Here is a 17,012-nt window from a genome sequence, read left to right on the forward strand (position 1 = left end):
AATAAAAATGAATGAGGTACGGATCATGCTTAAAGGTGTAGGTATTGATAATATTGTTGATATTCATGATATTGAAGAGGCAAAGGCTATTGTTGGGAAATATGCTCGTAAGACCCCTCTAGTTCAATCCATGTTTTTGAGTCGTAATGTTGTTGGTGGGGACGTTTTCTTAAAACTAGAAAATATGCAATTAACAGGATCATTCAAATTCAGAGGTGCCAACAATAAAATTAATCACTTATCAAAAGAGGAATTGAGTCGGGGTGTTATTACCGCATCAGCTGGTAATCATGCTCAAGGTGTAGCTTTGACAGGACATTTATTAGGAATTGACACAACGGTTGTTATGCCTGAAGAAGCTCCACAAATGAAACGTGACGCTACAAGAGGTTATGGTGCAGAGGTTGATATCCATGGTGCAACTTTCGATGATGCACATCAATGGATGTTCGAACGTGCTGAAAGAGAAGGAAAGACTATCGTTGATCCGTTCAATGACAAATATGTTATCGCTGGACAAGGAACGATTGGCTTGGAAATTTTAGATGATATTTGGGATGTAGATACTGTTATTATTCCTGTCGGTGGTGGAGGATTGATTTCCGGAATGGCTACCGCATTGAAATCATTTAATCCTAATATCCATATCGTTGGTGTTCAATCAGAAAATGTTCATGGTATGTATGCATCAGTTAAAGCTGGTCAAATTACTAAACATCACGATGACTTTACATTAGCAGATGGAACAGATGTTGCTGTACCAGGAGACATCACATTCCCAATCGTTAGTGAATTAGTAGATGAAATCGTCTTAGTAAATGAAGATGAAATTGCTCATGCTATGAAGGATCTATTACAGAGAACTAAGGTTGTAGCAGAAGGTGCTGGTGCACTTCCAGTAGCAGCTCTTGAATCACATAAGATTGATGACAGATGGCTCAAGAATAAAAAGACTGTTGCTATGGTATCTGGTGGTAATGTTGACCTTAATCGTGTTTCACAAATTATTGATCAATTCTTGAAACCAGTTAAAGCCGACGGAGGCATTGGTTAAAAGTTAATTTGAAACCTGAAAAGATGCTGCATTTGAATGCAACATCTTTTCTTTTTTAAAAAATAACTTTTTACGTGGAGGTATAAGATTATGGGCGATCAAGATGCCAAGTTGAAAAAAACAATTGGTTTTTTCCCCGCTTTTGCTACTGTAACCGGGAGCGTAATTGGAACTGGAGTATTCTTTAAAGCATCAGCCGTAACTAACTATACGGGTTCAACAAGTTTAACTATGCTTGTCTGGTTATTGGTAGGCTTTATTACTATTTGTGCCGGTTTAACAGGAGCAGAATTAGCAGCTGCTTATCCTGAAACAGGTGGATTAACAAAATACATCGAACATAGTTATGGTGGATTTTGGGGATTTATGGCCGGATGGGCCCAAGCTATTATTTACTTTCCTGCAAACGTAGCAGCTATATCAATTGCTTTTGGTACACAATTCACACATTTATTTACACTCTCTAATTCGTGGATAGTACCAGTGGCAATATTAAGTGCTTTGTCAGTAACTTCGCTTAATTGGATCAGTGCTAAAGTTGGAGGAAGAGTTACATCAATTTCTTTAGTTGCAAAGTTGATTCCGTTAGCCTTGATTGTATTATTTGGGTTCATGCACAAGGGACCAGTTGAATTATCATTATTCCCCGTTGTTGCAGGTCCACATCGTAATTTGATCACCGCAATGGGAAATGGTTTGTTAGCAACTATGTTTGCATACGATGGTTGGGATTCATGTAGGTAACATTTCCGGAGAAATGAAGAATCCTCGTAAAGATTTGCCCAAGGCTATTTCTTTGGGAATTGCAGTCATTATGTTAGTTTACGTTTTAGTTAATGCTGTTTTCATGTATGTACTACCAATTAATCAAATTGCTGGTAATCTTAACGCCGCATCTGATGCATCCACGATGATTTTTGGCGACATGGGCAGTAAATTGGTCACAATTGGAATTCTGATTTCAGTTTATGGTGGTTTAAATGGTTATACAATGACAAGCATGCGTATCCCTTATATTATGGGAAAGGAACACAAATTACCATTTGGTGATACTTTTGCTAAATTGAATAAAGCGGGAATTCCATGGGCTGCCGGTGCAATTCAATTAATTATCGCTTGTTTGATGATGTTAACTGGTGAATTTGATGCCATTACTAATATGCTGATTTTTGTAATTTGGGTATTTTATGTCATGGCCTTCATTGCAGTTATCAAATTACGTCATACTCAACCAGAATTGGAAAGGCCTTATAAAGTTCCTTTATATCCAATTATTCCTATCATTGCTATTTTAGGTGGAGTATTCATTCTGGTATGTACTTTGTTGACCGAATTTGTTACTACGATTATTGGAATTGGTGTCACTGCTATAGGTGTTCCAATATACTTCTACTTAAAGAATAAGTGGAATTTAGATGGACAAAAGACTGATAATGATTCAAAAAAAATATCAAAACTAGAAGTTAATCCTGAATGAAATAATAAGGTCTAGAAATCAATTTCTGATTTCTAGACCTTATTTTGATGGTGCTAAATTTTTCCTACTATCTATATTGTAGTTTTATTATTCGTATCAGTAGAAAAATCAGTTGGCGTTTGGGCACCATCTTGGATATTCAAAGGTTCTGAACCTTCACCAGTAGCACTTACTTTACCCGTAATGGTCATCTTATTAACTAAGGCCTTGGACTCAACATTATAGCTAGCAACACCTTTACCTTTAGTCTGGATATTACCTTTAACAGTGATGCTTGAAACGACACCACCATCCTTGATACTTAAAGCATAGGCAGGAAGGTCAACAATAACACCTTTGACGAGTGAATTACCAATACTTCCGTGTGTGACAATACCACCATCAAAGGTTAAATGACCAACTTTCTTAGAAATTTGTACACCAATTGATCCGTCTCCAAAAGTCATAATGGAAGAAAAGTGACCTTCTTCGAGAGTACCATCATATTGATTGTAACCACGAGCCCCTAATCCAAAGGTCTCTATAGGTGCCTGAGCATTGAATGATTTGACTGTTCCAAAATTAACAAAGCCAATACCAGAAGGACCATATGAGGTAACCGATCCCATAACGTCCCATTCATCAACTTCGCCCCAAGCATCTAGAACCATATCGTTGACGCCATAAGTGGTAGTTTCCCCACGTTGAGTAATCTTTTTAGCATGAGCACCATTGACAATGAAAATAGCACCAGTAATTATATCAGCAACTCCTAAAGGAATCTTGCCAGTAGAATAAACATCATTAGTTGAAAAGTCGTCAATTTCGACACGTCCACCATTATCACCAAATCCAGCGATAAAAACACCTGAACCGATAACAGGAGAATTTTTTTGACCGATAGAGATTTTTTTTGCATTGACTGTGATCAAACTATTCTTATCAGGATTCAAATTATAAATAGTTAAGGCACCTTGAAGTACGTTGACACCATATTTTTGAGGTTGTTCTAGATAGCCTCTAGTATCAGCAGCAATGATGTTGATGTTTTTTAAATTTAAAAAAGTGTTATTTAATTTAGATTTAGATAGGAAAGAAAATTGAGGCGAATTTTATAATCAAGTTAGCCACTTTCAATAAAAGCTCAAAATAAAAACACCAAGACGAAAAAATCAGGTATCATTGGAGTTCCTACACAAACAATGAAAGAGGTTTTTCGTCTTGATGCAAGAAAATGATACCATAATACGACCTAAGGGACACCATTTAACTGAAATTGAACGTGGTGAAATAGCTTCGCTTCACCTTTTGGGATTCTCAAATCGTAAGATTGCTCACGCCGTTGGCGTTTGCCCTCAAACTATTAATAATGAGATCCGCAGAGGGACCGTAAGACAGGTTAAAAAGGTTAATGGGAAACAATATTTCTCTAATGATTATTACCCTGATACCGCTCAATTACGTTATGACACGCTGCGTAAGCAGTGTCATCGACCTTCTAAGTTTAATCGAGTTAAACAATTCCTAAGCTACTTTGTAGAACAGTTCAAACAGGGGTGGTCTCCAGATATAATCGCAGGTAGATCACGTGTCGATGGGTTATTCTTTAAAGATGAAATGGTATCAACTACCACTCTTTATAAGTACATCGATGAACAACGTTTAGAGATACGTAATATAGACTTAACCGACAAAATGAATAGATCTACCAAGCTACACGTTTCGAAGAAACATAAGCGTCTATTGGGTAGAAGTATCGAGGAACGTCCTGAGAGCGTTGACTTGCGAGAAGATTTTGGTGACTTTGAAATTGATACTATCGTTGGTAAGAGAAATGGTCACGAGAGCGTAGTCTTAACACTTATTGAGCGTAAATCCAGATTCGAGATAATGCGACTTATTGACGGTAGAGATGCCGACTCTGTTGATTACGCTATGGAAGAGATCAAACATAATTACGGTCACATTATCAACTCGATAACCGCAGATAATGGTCCTGAATTTGCTAATCTCGATTCTGTTATGTCTGGAGTTTCAGATGTTTATTTTGCACATCCATATACTTCCTCAGAAAGAGGAACCAATGAAGCACATAATAGAATGATTCGTCGTGACTTGCCCAAAGGGCTGTCACTCGATTCTATTGCTCCAGATTTAGTATCCTCTATTGAATCAAAGCTCAATGATATGCCTAGAAAGTTGTTGAACTACAAAACTCCACGGGAACTATTCACTAGTTTCTGTGGAGTTTAGAAATGCACTTTTCTGGCACTGATATATTTCGTATTTATTTTTTGGACAAGTGGCTAACTTGTTCTTGTAATTTTCGGAAAGAAAATTGACCATTCAATTCAAGATTTTCAAAGCCGAATGAACCAAGATCGGTTTCATAATTAGTATTAAAGATGGAACGATGATTGGCTGGAGTATGGATAATTAAGTTTTTAATAGTATTATTGGCTGTTAGACCGATTCCGTCACTATCTTGAAACATCAAAATAGGTAATGCTGAATCTTCCTGTGGTTTACCAGATAGTGAGGTGGCATTCGGTAAGGTGATGGAATGGGTCAGCATCATACTGCGAGTCAGGACGATGGATGCATCTTTTGCAGTAAGAGCTTGAATAAGTTCAGTAGGATTTTTAACTTCTATCATAAGAATCACTCCTTAATTTTGTTTAAACATGTTAACTAAATTAAAGAGCGTCTCGAATCATTTGTCCAAAGTTATGCTTAATTATTTAAATGGGTCCTCAAGGTTTAGAACCTTCTTTTCATTCTTAACAAATTTGATTTGACTTTTGATAATATTAACCGAATCATCACTAGCATAGCGTTGAATTTTGGTAGTGATTTCTTTTAGATTATCATGTAGCACTTGCTGTTGTTTCAAAACGTTTGTCTTATGTTGTTGTAGTAACTCTCCACGCTGTTGAATTGAAGTAGTTCCTTGCATACAAAGGTTAATGTAGGTTCTGATGTCTCGAATAGGCATTCCAGTATTTTTTAAACAACAAATTGTTTTGATAAAACCAAAATCGGATTTTGAGAAAACTCGATACCCGGCCGCATTTTTTGAGACAAAAGGAAGTAATCCCTTTTTATCATAGTAACGGATAGTTGAAATTGGTAATTGAAAATAATCAGCTACTTCTTTAATAGAATAAGTTTTTTTCATAAAATCTCCTTTATATGTTTGCTATGAACCATAGTTTAGGGTTTAAAGTGATAATAATCAATTAATAAAATAAGTATAAGGAAGTTCCTTTATGAAAAAAGTTTTAGTTACAGGTGGCACAGGATTCTTAGGTTTAAGATTAGTTATGCAATTGTTAAACGATGGTTACGATGTTAGAACGACTACTCGAAAACAAAGTGGTCAAACTCGTATAACAAAAGTTTTAGAAGCTTATGGAGTTAAAAATTTACAAAATCTATCTTTTATTGAGGCAGATTTATCCAATGACAATAATTGGTTAGAGGCCATGCAGGATCGGGAATATGTTTTTAGTGTTGCTTCACCAGTTTTCTTTGGCAAAATTAAAAATGAATCAGATGCTATAAAACCGGCTTTGGATGGTATTTTAAGGATTTTAAAGGCCGCCAATGCCAGTAACGTAAAGCGAGTCGTAATGACGTCTAATTTTGGAGCAATTGGATTTAGTAGGAAGCAGGGACTAACCACTGAAGCTGATTGGACTGATTCTAAGGAAAAAGGTTTGTCGATTTATGAGAAGTCTAAATTGTTAGCTGAACAGGCGGCTTGAAAATACGTTAATCAATCAGAAGTAAATTTAGAGTTTGTTACAGTCAATCCAGTTGCCATTTTTGGTCCATCACTAGATCGACATGTATCGGGCAGTTTCGATTTATTAAAGAATCTCTTGGCTGATACAACTAAAAGAATTCCTGATTTACCTTTGAATGTAGTAGATGTTAGGGATGTCGTTGATATTGAGATCAGGGCTATGGAAACACCGGATGCTAAATTTAAAAGATTTATTGCTAGTGCAGATGGACAGATCTCAATGAAGGAGATCGCTGAACTCGTAAAAACTCAGCGTAATTTTTTAAGGGGTAAAGTTACGGATAAAACTATACCTAATTGGCTTATTGATGTTGGAGCAGTGTTCAATTCTAGAGCTAGAGAAGGTAAATTGATGATGCATATGAATCGTAAAATCAGTAATCAACAAGCCAAAAATATTCTGGGCTGGACACCAATTTCTGATAATCAACAGGCCGTTTTAGCGGCAGTCGATAGTTTAGTCAAATATAATTTGATATAAGACTAAAAGCTTGCGCTAAATAAGTTAACGTGATAAATTATTTACATTGAAATTTTTCAGCTTTTCTATAACAAATTTATCGATGTTTATTGACATGTGGCATTTATATTGTTATAGTTTATAACTGTTGAGATTAAGCAGAAGCGCCCGCTTCTCACCTATGCATTCGCCTCTAGGTTAATACGATTACGTAGATAATATAGTGGGCATGCTTGTGCAGCCCGCTTTTTTTGTGGGTCAAATTACTCCGGAGGTGACTACTCATAGCAAGAGAATTATTATTAAATGATCAAATACGTGCGAAAGAAGTTAGATTGATCGCTGAAAATGGGGATCAAGTTGGTGTTAAGCCAACCGCAGAAGCTAGAAGATTAGCTGAAGCAGCTAATATGGACCTAGTTCTAATGTCACCGGGTGCTAAGCCACCTGTTGCCAGAATTATGGATTATGGTAAATATAAGTTCGATCTTCAAAAGAAAGATCGTGAAGCACGTAAAAAACAAAAAACTGTTAGTCTTAAGGAAGTACGTTTAAGTCCAACTATTGAGGCCAACGACTTCAATACAAAACTTAACAATGCTCGTAAGTTCTTAGCTAAAGGTGATAAGGTCAAAGTTTCTCTTCGCTTTAAGGGTAGAGCAATTACTCATAAAGAGATAGGTAAGGAAGTCTTAGACCGTGTCGCTGAACAGACTAAGGATGTTGCTACGGTAACAACTAGACCTAAGATGGACGGTCGTAGTATGTTTTTAATGCTTGATCCAATTAATGCAAAAGATAACAAAAAGAAGAAATAGTGGAGGGATTTTCATGCCTAAACAAAAGACACACCGCGCATCAGCAAAGAGATTTAAGAAAACTGCTAATGGTGGTTGGAAGAGAATGCATGCTTACACAAGTCACCGTTTCCACGGTAAGACAAAGAAGCAACGTCGTCAATTGGCTAAACCAGGTATGGTTAGTTCAAGTGATATGAAACGTATCAAACAAATGTTAGCTACATATTAATTAGCTAATCACTTAAATATTTATTTTCGTAAATTAAAGGAGGAGTCATTATGCCACGTGTAAAAGGTGGAACAGTAACTCGCAAACGTCGTAAAAAGGTTTTAAAATTAGCTAAGGGATATCGTGGTTCAAAACATATCACTTTTAAAGCAGCTCATACTCAAATCATGGTTTCATACCGTTATGCATTCCGTGATCGTCGCCAAGTTAAGCGCGACTTCCGTAAGTTATGGATTGCTAGAATCAATGCTGCTGCAAGAATGAATGAAATCAGCTACAGCAAATTAATGCATGGTTTGAAGTTAGCTAATGTCGACATCAACCGTAAGATGTTGGCCCAAGTTGCTATTGAAGATCCAAAGGCATTCACAAGTTTAGTAGATACAGCTAAGAAAGCTTTAGCTTAATTGTTAAAACAAACGTAATTTGGATAACCCAAATTACGTTTTTTTACTAATTAGCAGATAATGAGGATTAAAAATGTTTAAACCATATATTATGCTTGATAAGATTACTGATATTGAGATTGATGATCTTAAACAATTAGGAATTACTACTATTATGACAGATCTTGATAATACACTTTTGCCATGGAATAGTAATAAATATGACCTCTCATTACGAAAATGGCTCAATCAGATGTCTAAAAATGATATTGAGGTTATGATTGTTTCGAACAATAGTTATGAACGTGTTGAAAAAGCTGTTCATGAATTACCGGTAAGTATTGTTGCTCGTGCAGTTAAACCATTACCATTCGTAATTATTAATCATATTAGAAGTGAAAAAATTAATCCTGCCAACGTCTTATTTGTTGGAGATCAAGTGATGACTGACGTTTTGGCGGGAAATATGGCCGGGTTAAAAACAGTTTTGGTAAAGCCTTTAGTAAAAACTGATGCTAAAAAGACCCGTGTAAATAGATTTTTTGAACGTCCAATTTTAAAAGCTATGCAAAAACGTGATAAGAATTTATACTGGAAGGATTCATTAAATGACAGAAATTGATGATAAGTTGTATTGTATAGGTTGTGGTGCCAGACTTCAGACCGAAGATAAAGATAAGCCCGGCTATGTGCAAGAATCAACTTTAAAGAAATATGTAGAAGATGACTCTAAAGAATTATTATGTAAGAGATGTTTCAGACTACGTAATTATAATGAAATTATGGATGTTGATGTCTCAGATGATGATTTTTTGAAGTTATTGGACTCTATTTCAGAAAAAGATGCACTAGTAGTAAATGTGGTTGATGTTTTTGACTACGAGGGTAGTGTCATTCCCGGTTTACAAAGATTTGTTGGTGATAAGAAGATTATTGTCGTTGGTAATAAGGTTGATTTATTGCCAAAATCAGTTAATAAGAATCGTCTGTTGAACTGGTTGCAACAAAAGAGTAAGGAAAATGGAATCAAGTCAACTGATCAAATTCTAGTTTCAGCTGTTAAAGGAACTAATATTGATGAATTGATGGATATGATTGAAAAATATCGTGATGGTAAAGACGTTTATGTCGTGGGAACAACAAATACTGGTAAATCAACTTTGATTAACCGTATTATCAGTTCTAACTCAGACGTTAAGAATTTGATTACTACATCAAGATTTCCAGGAACAACGCTTGATAGAATTGATATTCCTTTGGATGATGGACACAATTTAGTTGATACACCAGGTATTATTCACAATTATCAATTAGCACATTATTTGAATGCCAAAGATTTAAAGACTATTACACCTAAAAAACCATTACGTCCAGTTACTTTCCAACTTCGTGATGGACAAACAATCTTTGTGGCCGGCTTAGCCAGATTTGATTTCTTGGATTATAAGACAAATGTTACCTTCTATGTTAATCAAGGATTGCCACTCCACAGAACAAAGACAATTAATGCGGATGAATTTTATCAAAAACATTTAGGTGATATTTTAGCTCCACCTACAGAAATTGAATCTTTCCCTAAAATGAAGCAACAAATTTTCTCTGCACATGAGAAATCTGATATTGTTATCTATGGTTTAGGTTGGGTTACAATTCCCGCTGGAAGTAAGGTTAAAGCCTATGTTCCAGATGGTGTCCGTGTCTCAATTCGGAATGCAATTATTTAAGGAGAAACATATGATAATCAAAGGAAAAAAGAATCGTTATTTAAGAAGCCAAGCCGCTACTATGAAGCCAGCTATCCAAGTTGGTCGTGATGGTATCAGTGAGAATCTTTTAAATCAATTAGAACTTTTAATTAATAAAGATGAAATAATTAAGGTTTCATTACTGCAAAATACAATGGTAGAACCTCAGGATTTGATTGATGCTTTGAATGAATTTGATGAACAAATCGTTCATGTTCAAACAATTGGTTCCAAGTTGGTCTTTTACAAGAAGGCACCTAAAATCAAAAATCGTAAATATTCTATTGAATTAGAAAATATGTAATTTAAGTGATGAAAATGGATACTCAAAAACAATTATTGACTAAAGCAAAATTAGAATTTCATAGTAATTTGCCCAAAAAGCATGTTGGAATCTTAGGTGGAACTTTTAATCCTATTCACTTAGGACATTTAGTTATTGCCGAACAAGTTTATGAACAATTGTGTTTGGATAAAGTGTTATTTTTACCTGACAAAGTTCCACCTCATCGTGGTGTACAAAAAACTATCCCTACTATTAGTAGTGATGATCGTATCAATATGATCAAATTAGCTATTAGAGATAATATGCATTTTGACTTAGATTTGACTGATATTCATCGAGGTGGAGTTAGTTATACTTACGAGACTATTAAGCTATTGAAAGAATATAATCCTAATACTGAGTATTACTTTATTATTGGCGGAGATATGGTGGAAAATCTACCTAAGTGGTCTCACATTGAAGAATTGAGACAGATGGTACATTTTGTAGGAGTATGTCGCAAAGGTTTTGAGAAAAAGTCGAAATATCCTATACTTTGGGTAAACACGCCTGAATTAGAAATTAGTTCAAGTATGATACGTGAGCGAGTCAGAAAAGGTCAAACAATAAAATATTTGGTGCCTGATGATGTTGCTTGGTATATAAATGACAGGGGGCTTTATAATGACTGAATTTAATTATGACGAAGTTATGCCAGGAATCGATCGAGACAAGATTCTGGAGCGAATGCGTGATACTTTAAGCGATTTTCGCTATAACCATTGTTTACGAGTAGAAAAAGTAAGTCGCGGACTAGCTGCTGAAAACGGTGGCGATGTCGAACGTGCGGGCTTGGCTGGTTTGTTACACGACTATGCTAAAGAGCGCAGTGATGAAGAATTTATTAATGTTATTAAAGAAAAGAATATGGATCCAGAATTATTAAAATTTAACAATGCTATTTGGCACGGAATTGTTGGTGCTGAAATTGTTAAAGACGAATTGGGTATTTATGATGAAGATGTCTTGAATGCTATCAGAAGACACACAGTTGGTCACACAACGATGACTACGGTCGATAAATGTGTATTTATTGGTGATTTCATTGAACCGAAGAGAAGTTTTCCAGGAATCGATGAAGCTAGACAATATGCTAAAAAATCATTAGATGCTGGAGTAACTTTTGAATTGAAGCACTCATTGGCATACTTAATTGACCGCAATAGAGTGGTATACCCAGAAACATTTGTAAATTATAACTATTGGATCGCAAAAGGAGAATTATAGTTTGGACTCAAAGAATATAATGGAAATTGCTGTTAAAGCAGCGGATGAAAAACATGCTAACGATATTAAGGTTTTGAATATCAGTGGTGTAAGTATTGTGGCTGATTACTTTGTCATTATGGATGCTAGTTCTCAACGTCAAGTTGATGCTATCGTTCAATCAGTTTTGGACAAAGCTGGCGAAAATGACATTGATGTAAGTCACGTTGAAGGAAATCGTAACTCTCAATGGGTTTTGATTGATCTTCATGATGTTATTATTCATGTTTTCACAGCAGAACAACGTGAATTCTACAATTTGGAAAAACTTTGGTCAGATGCCCCTGAAGTAGATATTTCCAATTTGGTAACTGAATAATGATTTATAACTCATTTGCACGTGTTTACAGTGAATTAATGGATGATTCACTGTACGCTAAGTGGGCGCAATATGTAGAACAACAAGTTTCGGATAAAGCAAAAACCTTGTTAGACGTTGCTTGTGGTACAGGTGATTTAACAATCCAATTAGCTGATCGTTTCCAAGTTACGGGAACTGATCTATCTGAAGAAATGTTAAAAATTGCAGCGGAAAAAGCAACCAAAGCCAAAAAGAATATTCCATTTGTTCAAAGTAATATGATGGATTTATTTGATTTCAATAAGTTTGATGTCATCACTTGTTTTGATGATTCAATTTGTTACTTAAAAGATGAAGACGAGCTAGCAGTAGCTTTTAATCAAGCGTATGAGCACCTTAACGAAGGTGGCAAGTATTTGTTTGATGCCCATTCTCTATATCAAATGGATGAGGTTTTCCCAGGCTATATGTTCAATCATCGAGCTGAAGATTCAGCTTTTATGTGGAATAGTTATGAGGGTGAATATCCTCACAGTATTGAGCATGAATTGACATTCTTTAATTGGAATGAAAAGATTCAAGGTTATTCAGTTAATACTGAACTTCATAAGGAGAGAACATATCCAGTTGGGACTTTTGAGATGATTCTTAAGGACATCGGCTTTAAGAATGTCCAAGTTACGGCAGAATTTGGTCAATCAGAAATCAAAGATGATTCAACTCGTTGGTTCTTTGCTGCAGAAAAATAGAGGATTCTATGACAAAAGTCTATGGTTTCGTTGCGGAGTTCAATCCGTTTCACAATGGTCATAAATTATTTATAGATAAAATTAAACAAACGTATCACCCCGATGTATTAATTGCCGTAATGTCTGGTAATTTCGTCCAACGGGGTGATTTTGCTATTTTAGATAAATGGAGTCGAGCACAGATTGCTATCGATAATGGGGTTGATCTTGTTGTTGAATTGCCATTCGCATATGCAGTGGAGTCGGCACAATACTTTGCCCGAGGGTCAATGAAATTATTGCAACTTTTAGAAGTCAATGAACTAGTTTTTGGTACTGAACAAAAATTGGATTTTGATAATTTAGCACAAAAAATAATTCATTCTCGGACTGATTTTCAACAGGATTATCGTTTGAGTTCGGCTGAAAATTTAACTCAGTATTATCAGACCTTAGGAATTGATATTGCTAAGTTGCCCAATCAGCTCTTAGGTTTAAATTATGTAACTCAATTGATTGAGCAGGACTATCCAATTCATGTCAATACGATTCAACGTGTTGCAAGTGAATTTAGTGCAACTGAGATTAGAAAACGGAAGTCTCAAGGGCTCTCATTTGCTGATTTGGTTCCGACAGCAACTGTAAATAATTTCGATAAACAAAAGATTGTGACTTGGGATGATTATTTTCCGTATTTAAAATTTCAAATTCTCAGTCATTCAGTAACCGAATTACACTCTAACTATCAGATGGTTGAAGGTTTGGAGTATAAACTAAAAAAAGAAATTAAATGGAGCCATAATTTTACGGAATTAGTTGAACGTGTAAAATCAAAACGGTATACTATGGCTCGAATCAGGCGGCTGATGATGTATACATTATTAAATGTCAAAAAGTCAGAAATTAATAATGTTTATAATAATCCTTATTTAAGAATATTGGGATTTGATGAACGTGGTAAAAATTATTTAAATGGCTTAAAAAAGGGCAATGTCGATCTGATTACACGAGTTGGTAAAAAAGAACAAAAACATTTAAACTTGGAAGTACGAGCGGATGAGGTTCGTCAGCTCATAACTGAGGAAGAACAAAATTTTGGAAAAATACCTTATATGAAAGGGGTAAATTAATGCTAAATTGGGATGTGCAAGAAGTTCGTCGTTACAAAGACAAACCTTTTACATTTAAAGAAACACTCGATTTAACCAAGGAGATGCAAACACGTTCAGAAGATGTGTTAGCCATTTCTCCCGTAGAGGTTGAAGGTCAGTTATTTAATGACCATGGCTTAGTTATTTCAGATATTAAAGTGGAAACAACACTAAAGGTACCTTCAACTAGAAGTTTATTACCAGTTGAGTTGCCACTGAATATTCGAATTAATGAGGCTTATAATATTGATGATGTAGATGAAGAGGAATTAGAAGACTACAATGTCGTTATTCCTGTTGATGATGATAATCCAACCATCAATGTTTACGAATCGATTGTGGATAATATTTTGTTGAGTATTCCTTCAAAAATTTTAACTAAGAAGGAAGAGGAAGAGAATGTTATGCCATCAGGCAAAAATTGGAGTGTTATTTCTGAAGAAGAGTATAAGAAACAACATGAGGAAGAACATGTTAATCCTGAATTTGCTAAATTAAAAAATTTATTTAATGACGACACAAAGGGGTAGTATTGTTACTGCTCTTTTTTATTTGTATTTATTGGAAATTGAAAATAACACATATAAATCTAATCGCTTTTTTTTACAAAAAAATTGCTAAAAAAGTTCTTTTATATACTCCTTTTTTGTTTTTTTGTTAAGATTAGTATGTGTTAACAAAAATCGGAGGTAATTATTATAATGGCAAAACCACAAATTGGTGTTATTGGTATGGCTGTTATGGGTAAAAATCTTGCCCTTAACATTGAGAGCCGCGGATATGAAGTTGCTATCTACAACCGTACTGGTTCAAAGACAAAAGCAGTTGTTGAGGAACATCCTGAAAAGAAATTGGTACCAAGTTATACAATTGAGGACTTTGTAAATTCACTAGAAAAGCCTCGTCGTATTTTGATGATGGTTAAGGCTGGTGCCGGTACTGATGCTGTTATCAATCAATTATTGCCTTTATTAGACAAAGGTGATGTATTGATCGATGGTGGTAATACATTCTTCGAAGATACTATGAAACGTAATGAACTTTTGGATAAATCAGGAATCAACTTTATCGGAATGGGTGTTTCCGGTGGTGAGTTAGGTGCTCTTCAAGGACCTTCATTGATGCCCGGTGGTCAAAAAGAAGCTTATGATTTAGTTGCTCCTATTTTGGAACAAATTTCAGCTAAAGCCGACGAAGATGGTGCTCCATGTGTTACATATATCGGACCTAATGGTGCTGGTCATTATGTAAAGATGGTTCATAATGGTATCGAATATGGCGATATGGAATTGATCTCAGAAAGTTATAACTTGTTGAAGCACTTATTTAACAATGATGTTAATAAGATTGCTGAAGTCTTCCAAGACTGGAACAAGGGTGAACTTTCAAGTTACTTGATCGATATCACATCACAAATTTTAACTAGAAAAGATGATGAAGGCTCAGATGACTACATCGTCAACAAGATCATGGATAAGGCTGGTAACAAAGGTACTGGTAAGTGGAGTTCACAAAGTGCTCTAGAATTAGGTGTTCCACAATCATTGATCACTGAATCAGTTTATTCACGTTACGTTTCTGCATACAAAGATGAACGTGTTAAGGCAAGTAAGGTTCTTCCTGCACCTGCTACAAAGCCAATCGTTAAAGATATGGACGAATTGGTTGAAAAGATCCGTAAGGCTTTGTACTTCAGTAAGTTGATCAGTTATGCTCAAGGATTTGCCCAAATGAAAGCTGCTTCAGATCATTATGATTGGGATCTACAATATGGTAAGATTGCTCAAATTTGGCGTGCTGGTTGTATCATTCGTGCACAATTCCTACAAAAGATTACAGATGCTTACGATAAAGAACCAAAATTAGATAATTTATTGTTGGACGATTACTTCAAGGGTATCGTTGAAGAATATCAATCAGACGTTCGTGACGTTGTAAGTTTTGCTGTTCAAGCAGGAATTCCTGTTTCAGGTTTCATGGCTGCAATTTCATACTACGATCAATATCGTTCAGAAGTTCTTCCTGCAAACTTAATTCAAGCTCAAAGAGATTACTTCGGTGCTCATACTTATGAGAGAAATGACAAACCAGGTGTATTCCATTACACATGGTATGAAGAACAATAATTAATTTAATATAAAAATGTCCTTAGACATAATCGTTGTATGAATAGCGATTAATTGTCTAAGGCTTTTTTATTAAAAAAACTGAATTTGTTAGGATTTGAATACTTATTTGTACTTTGAAAATATGAATTTTTAAAGGGAGAGAATTTTGTGTCAAAAAGAAATAGAAACTAAACAATTATCGTTAGTTGATAAATTAGCAAATAATGTTGTTTTGAAATCTCATTAGTAAATCTACAATTCTAATTTGTTTTCACTATTTATATTTCTATGAATAGTAAATTAAATTATTAAAATTAAGACGAATTATTGTCTCTTTTTTATTTTTCCAAAAAAATAAAAATAAAAGCTTGTCTTCTTTTAATTTTTGCTATATGTTAAAATCATTAGTGCATTGCCAAGAATCTGGCATATTCAAATTAATGATTAAGCTATAATTAAAGACAATTTAATATTTATGTATGGGAGAAATATATGGCTAAAATACTTGTTATTGAAGACGAAGAGAACATGGCAAAATTCGTTCAACTCGAACTTCAACATGAAAACTATGAAGTAACTGTTGAACGTGATGGTAGAACTGGCCTTGAAGCGGCATTGTCTGAAGACTGGGATTTGATTTTATTGGATCTAATGTTGCCTGAATTAAATGGTATTGAAGTTTGTCGTCGTGTCCGTCAAGAAAAGAACACACCAATTATTATGATGACAGCAAGAGATTCAATTATTGATCGTGTATCAGGATTAGATCATGGTGCTGATGATTATATTGTTAAGCCTTTCGCTATTGAGGAATTGCTTGCAAGAATTCGTGCTTTGTTAAGACGTATCGATTTAGACATCGATGTAACTAGAAACAATGATCAAGTTCTTAAGTATAAGAATTTGGTAATTGATAAGACAACACAAACCTTGAAGCGTAATGGTGAAGTAATTGATTTAACACGTCGTGAATATGATTTGTTGAGTGTTTTGATGGAAAACGTTGGAACCGTTTTGAGTCGTGATGACTTATTAGAGCGCGTTTGGGGAACAGGTTCTTCAACTGAGACTAACGTTGTAGATGTTTATATTAAATATCTACGTAATAAAATTGATCGTTCAGGTGCACCAAGTTATATTTCAACCGTTCGTGGTAAAGGATATGTGATGAGACGATGAGAATTTCCATTAGATT

General features: G+C 35.0%; 21 protein-coding genes, 1 pseudogene and 1 other annotated feature. Of the genes and pseudogenes, 19 read left to right on the plus strand and 3 right to left on the minus strand.

What is annotated here, in order from left to right; translation table 11 throughout:
• Positions 1-25: 25 nt before the first annotated feature.
• Together tdcB and ACI6PB_RS04360 are read left to right on the plus strand one after the other, a co-directional pair.
• Positions 26-1,054 carry a bifunctional threonine ammonia-lyase/L-serine ammonia-lyase TdcB gene (gene tdcB, locus ACI6PB_RS04355; protein WP_199800324.1) on the plus strand — a complete coding sequence of 343 codons (1,029 nt, stop codon included), beginning with the start codon at positions 26-28 and terminating at the stop codon, positions 1,052-1,054.
• A gap of 90 nt (positions 1,055-1,144) precedes the next feature.
• A pseudogene (locus ACI6PB_RS04360) lies at positions 1,145-2,531 on the plus strand (APC family permease).
• 71 nt (positions 2,532-2,602) lie between these two features.
• Here ACI6PB_RS04360 and ACI6PB_RS04365 read toward each other — a convergent pair.
• Positions 2,603-3,442, minus strand: a complete 840-nt coding sequence (locus ACI6PB_RS04365) for a hypothetical protein (RefSeq protein WP_404351115.1) — start codon at positions 3,440-3,442, stop codon at positions 2,603-2,605.
• Between the two features lie 292 nt (positions 3,443-3,734).
• On the opposite strand from ACI6PB_RS04365, the gene ACI6PB_RS04370 reads away from it, so the two are divergent.
• Positions 3,735-4,763: an IS30 family transposase gene (locus tag ACI6PB_RS04370; protein ID WP_041501690.1), complete on the plus strand. Its 1,029-nt coding sequence runs from the start codon at positions 3,735-3,737 to the stop codon at positions 4,761-4,763.
• A gap of 34 nt (positions 4,764-4,797) precedes the next feature.
• Here ACI6PB_RS04370 and ACI6PB_RS04375 read toward each other — a convergent pair whose 3' ends face one another.
• Positions 4,798-5,166, minus strand: coding sequence for a hypothetical protein (locus tag ACI6PB_RS04375; protein WP_404327805.1), 369 nt, complete (start codon positions 5,164-5,166; stop codon positions 4,798-4,800).
• 81 nt (positions 5,167-5,247) lie between these two features.
• On the minus strand, positions 5,248-5,688 hold the full coding sequence (locus tag ACI6PB_RS04380) for a MerR family transcriptional regulator (RefSeq protein ID WP_309511053.1): 441 nt from the start codon (positions 5,686-5,688) through the stop codon (positions 5,248-5,250).
• Between the two features lie 91 nt (positions 5,689-5,779).
• Here ACI6PB_RS04380 and ACI6PB_RS04385 point away from each other — a divergent pair, with 91 nt between their 5' ends.
• From ACI6PB_RS04385 to ACI6PB_RS04460, 16 genes are all read left to right on the plus strand, one after another.
• Entirely contained in the window at positions 5,780-6,277 is a 498-nt protein-coding gene (locus tag ACI6PB_RS04385; protein WP_404327806.1) for an NAD-dependent epimerase/dehydratase family protein, read from the plus strand.
• Between the two features lie 117 nt (positions 6,278-6,394).
• Positions 6,395-6,799: a hypothetical protein gene (locus ACI6PB_RS04390; RefSeq protein WP_404327807.1), complete on the plus strand. Its 405-nt coding sequence runs from the start codon at positions 6,395-6,397 to the stop codon at positions 6,797-6,799.
• 129 nt (positions 6,800-6,928) lie between these two features.
• Positions 6,929-7,038 (plus strand) — a sequence feature (ribosomal protein L20 leader region).
• 24 nt (positions 7,039-7,062) lie between these two features.
• Positions 7,063-7,596 carry a translation initiation factor IF-3 gene (gene infC, locus ACI6PB_RS04395; protein ID WP_034543788.1) on the plus strand — a complete coding sequence of 178 codons (534 nt, stop codon included), beginning with the start codon at positions 7,063-7,065 and terminating at the stop codon, positions 7,594-7,596.
• A gap of 13 nt (positions 7,597-7,609) precedes the next feature.
• Positions 7,610-7,807, plus strand: coding sequence for a 50S ribosomal protein L35 (gene rpmI, locus ACI6PB_RS04400; protein WP_025084493.1), 198 nt, complete (start codon positions 7,610-7,612; stop codon positions 7,805-7,807).
• A 50-nt stretch (positions 7,808-7,857) separates the two neighbouring features.
• On the plus strand, positions 7,858-8,214 hold the full coding sequence (gene rplT / locus ACI6PB_RS04405) for a 50S ribosomal protein L20 (protein ID WP_025084494.1): 357 nt from the start codon (positions 7,858-7,860) through the stop codon (positions 8,212-8,214).
• A gap of 73 nt (positions 8,215-8,287) precedes the next feature.
• Entirely contained in the window at positions 8,288-8,815 is a 528-nt protein-coding gene (locus ACI6PB_RS04410) for a YqeG family HAD IIIA-type phosphatase (RefSeq protein WP_025084495.1), read from the plus strand.
• Positions 8,802-9,917: a ribosome biogenesis GTPase YqeH gene (gene yqeH / locus ACI6PB_RS04415; protein WP_309511051.1), complete on the plus strand. Its 1,116-nt coding sequence runs from the start codon at positions 8,802-8,804 to the stop codon at positions 9,915-9,917. Before ACI6PB_RS04410 ends, yqeH begins: the two co-directional genes overlap by 14 nt.
• Before the next feature lie 10 nt (positions 9,918-9,927).
• Positions 9,928-10,242 (plus strand): YhbY family RNA-binding protein, encoded by a 315-nt coding sequence (locus ACI6PB_RS04420; protein WP_025084497.1) that lies wholly within the window; start codon positions 9,928-9,930, stop codon positions 10,240-10,242.
• 14 nt (positions 10,243-10,256) lie between these two features.
• Positions 10,257-10,895, plus strand: coding sequence for a nicotinate-nucleotide adenylyltransferase (locus ACI6PB_RS04425; protein WP_309511050.1), 639 nt, complete (start codon positions 10,257-10,259; stop codon positions 10,893-10,895).
• Positions 10,888-11,490, plus strand: a complete 603-nt coding sequence (yqeK, locus tag ACI6PB_RS04430) for a bis(5'-nucleosyl)-tetraphosphatase (symmetrical) YqeK (protein ID WP_309511049.1) — start codon at positions 10,888-10,890, stop codon at positions 11,488-11,490. Before ACI6PB_RS04425 ends, yqeK begins: the two co-directional genes overlap by 8 nt.
• A 19-nt stretch (positions 11,491-11,509) precedes the next feature.
• The gene (gene rsfS / locus ACI6PB_RS04435) at positions 11,510-11,848 is read left to right on the plus strand and encodes a ribosome silencing factor (RefSeq protein WP_309511231.1); all 339 of its coding nucleotides are present in this window, start codon (positions 11,510-11,512) and stop codon (positions 11,846-11,848) included.
• Entirely contained in the window at positions 11,848-12,579 is a 732-nt protein-coding gene (locus tag ACI6PB_RS04440) for a class I SAM-dependent methyltransferase (protein ID WP_309511048.1), read from the plus strand. Before rsfS ends, ACI6PB_RS04440 begins: the two co-directional genes overlap by 1 nt.
• Positions 12,580-12,587: 8 nt before the next feature.
• Positions 12,588-13,688, plus strand: a complete 1,101-nt coding sequence (locus tag ACI6PB_RS04445; protein WP_056956003.1) for a nucleotidyltransferase — start codon at positions 12,588-12,590, stop codon at positions 13,686-13,688.
• Positions 13,688-14,239, plus strand: a complete 552-nt coding sequence (locus ACI6PB_RS04450) for a DUF177 domain-containing protein (RefSeq protein WP_025084502.1) — start codon at positions 13,688-13,690, stop codon at positions 14,237-14,239. Before ACI6PB_RS04445 ends, ACI6PB_RS04450 begins: the two co-directional genes overlap by 1 nt.
• A gap of 171 nt (positions 14,240-14,410) precedes the next feature.
• Positions 14,411-15,835 carry an NADP-dependent phosphogluconate dehydrogenase gene (gene gndA, locus ACI6PB_RS04455; RefSeq protein WP_025084503.1) on the plus strand — a complete coding sequence of 475 codons (1,425 nt, stop codon included), beginning with the start codon at positions 14,411-14,413 and terminating at the stop codon, positions 15,833-15,835.
• A gap of 474 nt (positions 15,836-16,309) precedes the next feature.
• Entirely contained in the window at positions 16,310-16,996 is a 687-nt protein-coding gene (locus tag ACI6PB_RS04460) for a response regulator transcription factor (protein ID WP_056951365.1), read from the plus strand.
• Positions 16,997-17,012: the final 16 nt, after the last annotated feature.

Origin of the sequence: Companilactobacillus paralimentarius (genome assembly GCF_963227125.1) — a bacterium.
GTDB lineage: Bacteria > Bacillota > Bacilli > Lactobacillales > Lactobacillaceae > Companilactobacillus > Companilactobacillus paralimentarius.

Excerpts from the sequence above, each read along its gene's own strand:
- rplT (WP_025084494.1), top strand. The coding sequence starts at position 7,858 with ATGCCACGTGTAAAAGGTGGAACAGTAACTCGCAAACGTCGTAAAAAG.
- yqeH (WP_309511051.1), top strand. The coding sequence starts at position 8,802 with ATGACAGAAATTGATGATAAGTTGTATTGTATAGGTTGTGGTGCCAGA.
- tdcB (WP_199800324.1), top strand. The coding sequence starts at position 26 with ATGCTTAAAGGTGTAGGTATTGATAATATTGTTGATATTCATGATATT.
- rpmI (WP_025084493.1), top strand. The coding sequence starts at position 7,610 with ATGCCTAAACAAAAGACACACCGCGCATCAGCAAAGAGATTTAAGAAA.
- ACI6PB_RS04440 (WP_309511048.1), top strand. The coding sequence starts at position 11,848 with ATGATTTATAACTCATTTGCACGTGTTTACAGTGAATTAATGGATGAT.
- ACI6PB_RS04425 (WP_309511050.1), top strand. The coding sequence starts at position 10,257 with ATGGATACTCAAAAACAATTATTGACTAAAGCAAAATTAGAATTTCAT.
- ACI6PB_RS04380 (WP_309511053.1), bottom strand. The coding sequence starts at position 5,688 with ATGAAAAAAACTTATTCTATTAAAGAAGTAGCTGATTATTTTCAATTA.
- rsfS (WP_309511231.1), top strand. The coding sequence starts at position 11,510 with ATGGAAATTGCTGTTAAAGCAGCGGATGAAAAACATGCTAACGATATT.
- ACI6PB_RS04410 (WP_025084495.1), top strand. The coding sequence starts at position 8,288 with ATGTTTAAACCATATATTATGCTTGATAAGATTACTGATATTGAGATT.
- yqeK (WP_309511049.1), top strand. The coding sequence starts at position 10,888 with ATGACTGAATTTAATTATGACGAAGTTATGCCAGGAATCGATCGAGAC.
- ACI6PB_RS04375 (WP_404327805.1), bottom strand. The coding sequence starts at position 5,166 with ATGATAGAAGTTAAAAATCCTACTGAACTTATTCAAGCTCTTACTGCA.
- ACI6PB_RS04370 (WP_041501690.1), top strand. The coding sequence starts at position 3,735 with ATGCAAGAAAATGATACCATAATACGACCTAAGGGACACCATTTAACT.
- ACI6PB_RS04450 (WP_025084502.1), top strand. The coding sequence starts at position 13,688 with ATGCTAAATTGGGATGTGCAAGAAGTTCGTCGTTACAAAGACAAACCT.
- ACI6PB_RS04445 (WP_056956003.1), top strand. The coding sequence starts at position 12,588 with ATGACAAAAGTCTATGGTTTCGTTGCGGAGTTCAATCCGTTTCACAAT.
- gndA (WP_025084503.1), top strand. The coding sequence starts at position 14,411 with ATGGCAAAACCACAAATTGGTGTTATTGGTATGGCTGTTATGGGTAAA.
- ACI6PB_RS04460 (WP_056951365.1), top strand. The coding sequence starts at position 16,310 with ATGGCTAAAATACTTGTTATTGAAGACGAAGAGAACATGGCAAAATTC.
- ACI6PB_RS04385 (WP_404327806.1), top strand. The coding sequence starts at position 5,780 with ATGAAAAAAGTTTTAGTTACAGGTGGCACAGGATTCTTAGGTTTAAGA.
- ACI6PB_RS04420 (WP_025084497.1), top strand. The coding sequence starts at position 9,928 with ATGATAATCAAAGGAAAAAAGAATCGTTATTTAAGAAGCCAAGCCGCT.